At 70.4% G+C, this 6653-nt stretch carries 8 protein-coding genes and 1 pseudogene; 2 read left to right on the top strand and 7 right to left on the bottom strand.

The window, feature by feature from the left end; translation table 11 throughout:
* From CCN42_RS28310 to CCN42_RS28305, 3 genes are all read right to left on the bottom strand, one after another.
* A partial coding sequence (locus CCN42_RS28310) for a transposase family protein (RefSeq protein ID WP_143662032.1) occupies positions 1-417 on the bottom strand: 417 nt, incomplete at its 3' end.
* A 111-nt stretch (positions 418-528) separates the two neighbouring features.
* Complete coding sequence (locus CCN42_RS42195; protein ID WP_143662031.1) at positions 529-627, bottom strand: DUF4913 domain-containing protein; 99 nt, start codon at positions 625-627, stop codon at positions 529-531.
* 139 nt (positions 628-766) lie between these two features.
* Positions 767-1171: a type II toxin-antitoxin system PemK/MazF family toxin gene (locus CCN42_RS28305; RefSeq protein WP_086739854.1), complete on the bottom strand. Its 405-nt coding sequence runs from the start codon at positions 1169-1171 to the stop codon at positions 767-769.
* Positions 1172-1339: 168 nt separating this feature from the next.
* Between CCN42_RS28305 and CCN42_RS28300 the strand changes: the two are divergent.
* Positions 1340-1730 (top strand): annotated as a pseudogene (locus CCN42_RS28300) (transposase); the annotation flags it as partial.
* Here CCN42_RS28300 and CCN42_RS46235 read toward each other — a convergent pair.
* From CCN42_RS46235 to CCN42_RS28280, 4 genes are read right to left on the bottom strand one after another with little or no spacing between them, the layout of a single operon-like run.
* Positions 1697-2230, bottom strand: coding sequence for a transposase (locus CCN42_RS46235; protein WP_086739856.1), 534 nt, complete (start codon positions 2228-2230; stop codon positions 1697-1699). The pseudogene CCN42_RS28300 and the gene CCN42_RS46235 sit on opposite strands and share 34 nt — an antisense overlap.
* A gap of 33 nt (positions 2231-2263) precedes the next feature.
* Complete coding sequence (locus tag CCN42_RS42755) at positions 2264-2533, bottom strand: hypothetical protein (protein WP_086739852.1); 270 nt, start codon at positions 2531-2533, stop codon at positions 2264-2266.
* Positions 2534-2570: 37 nt separating this feature from the next.
* On the bottom strand, positions 2571-4328 hold the full coding sequence (locus CCN42_RS28285; protein ID WP_086739850.1) for a S8 family serine peptidase: 1758 nt from the start codon (positions 4326-4328) through the stop codon (positions 2571-2573).
* The gene (locus tag CCN42_RS28280) at positions 4285-6189 is read right to left on the bottom strand and encodes a tetratricopeptide repeat protein (RefSeq protein ID WP_143662030.1); all 1905 of its coding nucleotides are present in this window, start codon (positions 6187-6189) and stop codon (positions 4285-4287) included. Before CCN42_RS28280 ends, CCN42_RS28285 begins: the two co-directional genes overlap by 44 nt.
* Before the next feature lie 208 nt (positions 6190-6397).
* On the opposite strand from CCN42_RS28280, the gene CCN42_RS28275 reads away from it, so the two are divergent.
* On the top strand, positions 6398-6653 hold a 256-nt coding region (locus CCN42_RS28275; RefSeq protein ID WP_245877502.1), incomplete at its 3' end, for a TetR/AcrR family transcriptional regulator.

Here is a 6653-nt window from a genome sequence, read left to right as displayed (position 1 = left end):
GCTGTTGGCATCGATGACGACTTGCAGGTTCGTCGAGTACCGGTAGTTCTTGCTGGACGCGGCCACGCTGCGGTCGCGGGTGGGCACCAGGGTGCCGTCGACGATGTAGACGGTGTCCTTGCGCGGCCTGCGGGCCGGCGAGATCGCCAGCAGGGGTGCGAGGTGGTCGAGGATGCGGTCTGCCGCAGACTTCGAGACCCCGAACAACGGCGCCACCTGCCGCAATGTGAGGCTCGTGCGCCAGTACGTCGCCACCAGCAGCACCCGGTCCTCCAGCCGCAGCCGCCAGGGACGGCCCCGCTGGACATCACCGCCACGGCGCCGAACCAGCGCCACCAGCCTGGCGAACTGCGCCTCGGACAGCCCGGAGAACAGCTCGATCCACTTCCGATCATCCGTTGAGATCACCCCACCCATGTCCAAGTCAACGCACCACCCGCCACACTGGTTACGGGACAACCTCTAGGCCAGATCATTACGGTGCCACACGGAGCCACCGAACGCGCCCGCAAAAAAATCGGCCAGCTCCTACCAGGCGAGCCACAGGGCGTACAACCGGACCACCACCTCCAGGTACTCCCACCAGCACGAGCACCAGGACACGCAGAAGTGGATCTGCGCAGACACGGAGCAGCAGCGAGCGCACCCAGGCCACCAGCAACCACAACTGCTGCGCGCACGCGTCGCCGCCGAGGAGGCAGCCGGCAGCGTCGATCATCTGGACGAGACCGACCACGCCGTCGCGGGCGTTCGTTTCCTCCTCCGCCTACCCGAGTCCACCGAGACGGAGGGCGTTCCTTATCTCGCTGAGCTTCGCGGTCGTCGCCGGGGTCCACTCCCTTGCCTGCTCACCGAGACGGAGGGCGTTCTCGATCTCGCTGAGTTTCGCGGAGGACAGGGCGCCCGCCCGCTCGATCAGGTCGTCCCGGGACACGGTCGTCAGCCACGTGCAAGGGGTAAGGCCCGGACGCGGGAACGCGAACCGAAGCACGCCTTCGAAGGGCAGTCCTTCCACGGCGCCTACTGCCACTTCGACGCCCAGACCGGTGATGTCGACCCCCGCCCGAGCGACGACCTGCATCACCCGGATCCCGGACGCGTCGTCTCCCGACAGCAGCACGACCGGCCGCCGCTCGTCGAACTCCACCCACCAGACTTCGCCACGTTGCACATGTCCTCCTGACACAGGACGGCGGGCGGACGCTGCGCGACCCCGACGCGCTGTGGAGACGGGTGCGGCCACCCGTTGGTCATCGGTGCGTGAAGACAAACGATCACACGGTGGCCGCAGGACACAGCGTAGACCCTGCCCGCCTGGCAGGAGGCGTTCGAGGGCCTGATGAGCCGGATGGCGGGACGGTTTCATACGGTTCGAACCCCGGTTTCTGGTCCGGAAGTTGCTGCTCGGACTGCTGTCGGACCTGCCGCGCAAGAACTGCTGGACCATCGCCGAATGGGCCGGGGAGAGGGCCCCGGACGGCAGGCAGCATCTGCTGGGGCGGGCCAAGTGGGACGCGGGCCGGGTCCGCGACGATGTGTGTGACTGTGTGGTGGACCACCTGCACGACGACCAGGCGGTACTGGTGGTCGACGAGACCGGGGACGTGAAGAAGGGCACCGGCCCGGTCGGCGTCCAGCGCCAGTACACCGGCACCGCGGGCAGGATCGGAAATGCCCAGGTCGCCGTCTACCTGGTCTACGCCGTCCGGCGCGGGCACGCGGCAGCAGAGGACGTGCGCAGACACTGTCGTGGCGTTGGCCGGGCGTCACCAGGATCGCGAAGGGGCGGCCCTTGCCGTCGCAGGCGAGGTAGATCTTGGTGGTCAGTCCGCCTCGGGATCGGCCGATGCCGTGATCGTCCGGTTCGTCCCGCTGATGCCGCCCCCTTTTCGGCCGGTGGCGGCGGCGTGCTGGTGAGCGCGGACGACGGTGGAGTCGATCTGGACCAGCCGGTCGATGTCGCCGGCCGCGTCGGCGTGGGCCTGGACTGCAGGGCCCGGGTGAACACCCCGTCCAGGGCGTAACGGCGGAAGCGGGTGTACACGGTCTTCCACGGTCCGTAGCGTTCCGGCAGGTCACGCCAGGAGATCCCGGTGCGGATCTTGTAGACCATCCCGCTGACGACCCACCGGTCCTCCACCCGAGGCCGCCCCGTCGCGGCCCGGGGTATCAGCGGAGCGAGACTCCCACTCCTGATCGGTGAGTTCGTGACGACGTACCACGACACCATGATCCACCACTCGGATGATCTTGAAGACGGACCCTAGAGCGGGCGGCGGCGCGACGACAGGGCCAGGGAGCGCACCCAGGGTTCGTGGGAGAGCCGTTCGACCCCACGCCGCGAGAGCGTGCCGGTGACGACGGTACGGTCCGCCGCCCCGGCGTCCACCCCCGCGCCGCGCAGCGTCTCCCGCTGCTCGTCCGTGGGCGCCCGCTCCAGGAGGACGGTCACCAGGAGGTCCCTGGCCTCCGGGTCGCCGCCCTCGGCGTCCACGGCGGCCGCGAGGGAGGCGTCGAGCTTTCCGTAGTCCATGGCGGTCGATTGTGCCCCGGAGGTCGGGTACGGGAGGTCACAGACGGGACGCGTCGACGAGGCCGTGCCCCCAATGGGCGTCGAACGCCCCCGGGGCCGCGCCCGGGATCGCCGACGCGTCCGTCAGGGCCGAGCGCACCTTGTCGGGGTCCGCGCCTGGGTCGCCCTCCAGGAGCAGCGCGGTGAGCCCGGCGATGAACGGGCACGCCATGCTCGTGCCCTGCAGCGCCAGCCGGCGGTCGTCGACCATGAAGGCCCGGAGCTGTCCGACGGCGTCCCGGGAGAGCGCGGAGACGATCATCGCCCCGGGTGCCGCGACGTCGGGCTTGGGCAGTCCGTCCCGGCGCGGCCCCTCGCTGCTGAACCCCGCGATGCCGTCCGCGACCAGCCAGGTCGCCTCGCGCTGCACGCCGTCGACGTCCTGCCACCGGGTACGTGTCGTGGCCGCCGCCACGGTGATCGCCGAGGTCGCTGCGCCCGGCGAACCGATCTTGAGGGCGTCGTGCACGGCCGGTCCGCTGAACTGCGGCTGGGGCCGGGCCTCCTGCCTGCCGAGCATCCACACGTCCGCCGTGCAGCTCGCGCCGCCGACGCTCGCCCCGCGCAGCACGAGCCGCCAGCGCGGCGCCAGGGCGGACGGCGCGGCGGGGGCGGGCTCCACGGCCACGAAGAAGTTGTGGTCCCCGTTGCCCGAGTCGGGCCCCGGCGTCACGATCTGCACGACGCCCTCCGCGAGGGCGTACGCGCGCACCGGCGAGCCGCTCGTGAAGACGGGCTGGAACGCGGTCGACTCGCCCGACGGCGACACGACTGCGGCCTCCAGCCGGTCCCCGCCCGCGTACCAGCCGTTCAGCCAGAACAGGTCGGGGAAGCCGCCGACCCGCCCCGGATGGCAGGGCACCGATCGGGTGGCGCCCTCGGCGACGGTGAGCCGCGCGTGGATGTCGTCCTCGCCCTCGTTGCCGGCGGCGCAGCAGACGATCCGCCCGGGGCCGCTCTCCTCTTCGATGGCGAGGGACATCAGGTCCGTGCCGTCGTGCGCGTCGACATGACCGCCCAGACTGAGGTTGACGACCGCGGGCACGCCCAGGTCGCCCGCAAGGCGGAACACGTACTGGATGCCGTCGATGATGTGTGCGTCCTGGAAGTCCGTCCTGACGGCGACGATCCGCGCCTCGGGAGCGACCCCCTCCGTCCCGGCGGCGATCCCCGCGACATGGGTGCCGTGCCCGTCGCTGTCCCGGGACAGCACGTCCGCGCCGAGCGAGCCGGCGGTCAACTCCGCCCCGTACCGCCCCTCCGGCACCCCGCTCCCGCCCGCCAGCGTCTGGTCCCAGATGCGCTCGATGCGGCCCAGGAACTCCGGATGCCGCGGGTCGATTCCGGTGTCCACCACGCCGATCAGCACACCGTCCCCGGTCCGGTCCGTCCGCGCGCGGAACTCGGGCACGCCGACCTTGGCCTGTGCTAGATCCAGGCACGGCCGCAACTGCGCGGCCGGCACGATCCGGCGCACGCCCGGCTGAGCGGCCAGTTCCTCCAGGGCGTCGAGGGGCACGATCCCCGTACGGACCCGCTGCCCGCCCTCGTTGATCACGAGGTCGCCCGTCCCCGTGGGCGGCGCGTCGGGATCGCACTCCACCGACACGACGACCCTGAGCGGCTTGGCCCGCTGCTCGACGGAGACCAGCCCCATCATTCCCGCTGGCCGGCGCAGTGGGGCGCGTCGACGGCCTTCCTGCACGTAGCGCTCATACGCTGCCGCCAGCGGCGGCGCCAACTTCTCGACGGTCATGACCGTCTCCTTCTTGTGTGTGTCGTGTCAGCGCCCAGTCCTGGAAGCACGGGTGACTCCGTAGGTGCCGGAGGTCCGGATCACCCTTCAGGTGGTCGAGCCAGTCGCCAGCCAGCTCGGATGTGCGCACTGACGCCGTGAGATGCGCGAGGGCCAGGGTGGCGGCCTCCTCCGTCTCCGTGGTCCAGTCGTGCTGGTAGTCCTCGGGGGGCCCGATGAGTCGGGCGTAGAAGCAGGCGGCGTTGTACTGGACGAGTCCCGAGATCTGGATGTGCCCCAATGCCTGACCTTCGCCGGCGGCGCGGGCCGGGGAGCCCCGGAAGCGGTGCCTGTCGCCGTACGCGCACGCGGCCTCGAGCCGCTTCTCCGTCTCCGCGAAGTCGCACCGCATCCGGAGGTTCGCGAGAGAGTGGCGGGGTCTCCCGCTGTACCGGACATGGACGCTGTGCGAGAGGATCGCCGCGTCGACGGCGGCCCTGGTCTGTGCGCGCAGGGTCCCGAACGGCCGGACGAAGTCGCGGTAGAGCCCTCGGGTCTCGCCGTGGATCCAGAGTCCGAGCAGCCGTCGGCCTGTCAGCTGCCCGCGCAGCGTCGTGAGCGCCGAGAGGGACTGCGTGAGGAAGTGCTCTCGCGCTTTCGCCCTGTCCTCCCGCGCCGAATCGGGCACGGCTGCGAGTCCGGCGCCCGTCAAGGCCCTGTCGAGGCGTCCCTGCCAGTCTCTGCTGGTCACCCAGGCGTCCAGCCACTCGTCCACCAGGTCCAGGACGATCCCGACCCGGTAGCGGGGTTGCATCATCGTCGGAGAATCCGCGGTGAGCTGCAGATACATCTCCAGGGCCTGGAGATACCCGAGGGGAGTTCCCTCCTTGATCAGAGCCAGTTCGCAGCGGGCCAGCGCGTTGGCCGGGTCCAGTCGCACCGCGGTCCTGAACTCCCGCTCGGCCTGGCGCCGCTTGCCGCCGTTGCGCAGGAGATCGACGCCGTCCCGGTAGTGCCGCAGCCCGCGCCCGTTCTTGGAGCGCCACTTGGTCCACCGAGGGACGCAGGCGGTGCTCGCCATCGCGAGCTGTGACACGGTGTAGGCCGTCTTGTACACGGCTTCGTCAGGGGTGTCCTCCCAGTAGGTGTCCTGGAGGACGCGGCGGTGCGTCGGCTTCTCCGTGATGTTCACGGTGACGCCATAACCTGCCCCGGAGTGCTGGACATGGCCGGTGAGCCGCCAGCCGCGCTGCGGGAAGGCCGACTGCCAGCCCAGGGCGAGGAGTTTGGTGAAGAGGTCCGCCTCCTTGGGCTTGGCCTCGTAGAGCACGGTGGGAAGGCTGAGGACCGGCTCCCCTCCGGGCAGGGGCGGCGGTGTCTGCACCTGCGTGGCGAGGATCGTGCGCATCCTCGCGGTGCAGGTGGCCGCGTCCGAATGGGGCTTGTCCTCCGGGGGATTGGGGTACGTCAGGTCGTCCACCTCGATGGTGATGTGGTCGCCGCGGGCATTGCGTATCTCCAGGAGGCGGACGAAGCCCACGAGCAGGGCGCCAAGGACGATCCAGGTGACGACGCCGGGGGAGAACTGGAAGTCCATGTCCTTCTGCTGTCCGGCGAGGCACCTCCACCCGTCGTCCACCAGGCAGCCGACGGCCAGCTCGATCCCGTCGACGACCGTGGCGTCGATGTTGGTGCCCGTGCGCTCGGCCCGCATGGCCACGGAACCGGCGAGCCAGCTCCACACGCCGAGGAGCGCCACGAGCAGCAGCCGGTTCGTCCACCGGGAGATCGCGGGAGCGAGGAACCACAGGAGCACGCCGGAGACCGGGACGACCCACAGAAAGATCGTCGGCCACCAGGAGGCGTTCGGGGTTACGTCCATGACCGCGACCTTCACCGTACGTATGCAGCATATGTGTACTATGTACGTTTATGATGTATATGCTGCTCCTGAGGTGGTCCGATCGTCAAGGGTGGGCATGATCATGGGTCGCGGGTCGTCAGATGCGCGCCGGGGACGGCTCAGTCGCGAGCGCGTTCTGCGCGCCGCCCTGACCGTGGCGGACGGCGAGGGGCTGGCCGCCGTGAGCATGCGGCGCGTCGCCGAGGAACTCGGCGTGGAGTCCATGGCGCTGTACCGGTACACGGCGAGCAAGGAGGACCTGCTCGACGGACTCGTCGAGACGCTCTTCCTGGAGCTGGAGGACCGGGTCACGGCCGCCGACCCGCCCCGCGGCCTCCGGAGCACACTGCACAGCCTCGCGCGCGAGATGTACCGGGTCGCGGTGGCGCACCCGAACATCGTCTCGCTGTGCGCCACCCGCCCTCTGATGGTCCCCCTCGCCC

The organism is Streptomyces glaucescens (assembly GCF_002154375.1).
Taxonomy (GTDB): domain Bacteria; phylum Actinomycetota; class Actinomycetes; order Streptomycetales; family Streptomycetaceae; genus Streptomyces; species Streptomyces glaucescens.
The sequence above is the reverse complement of the archived record's forward strand: the minus strand, read 5'-3'. Positions and strand labels throughout refer to the sequence as shown.

Bases quoted from the DNA above. Each gene is read 5' to 3' on its own strand.
- CCN42_RS28280 (WP_143662030.1), bottom strand. From the start codon at position 6,189: ATGGACGTAACCCCGAACGCCTCCTGGTGGCCGACGATCTTTCTGTGG.
- CCN42_RS42755 (WP_086739852.1), bottom strand. From the start codon at position 2,533: ATGGACTACGGAAAGCTCGACGCCTCCCTCGCGGCCGCCGTGGACGCC.
- CCN42_RS28285 (WP_086739850.1), bottom strand. From the start codon at position 4,328: ATGACCGTCGAGAAGTTGGCGCCGCCGCTGGCGGCAGCGTATGAGCGC.
- CCN42_RS46235 (WP_086739856.1), bottom strand. From the start codon at position 2,230: ATGGTGTCGTGGTACGTCGTCACGAACTCACCGATCAGGAGTGGGAGT.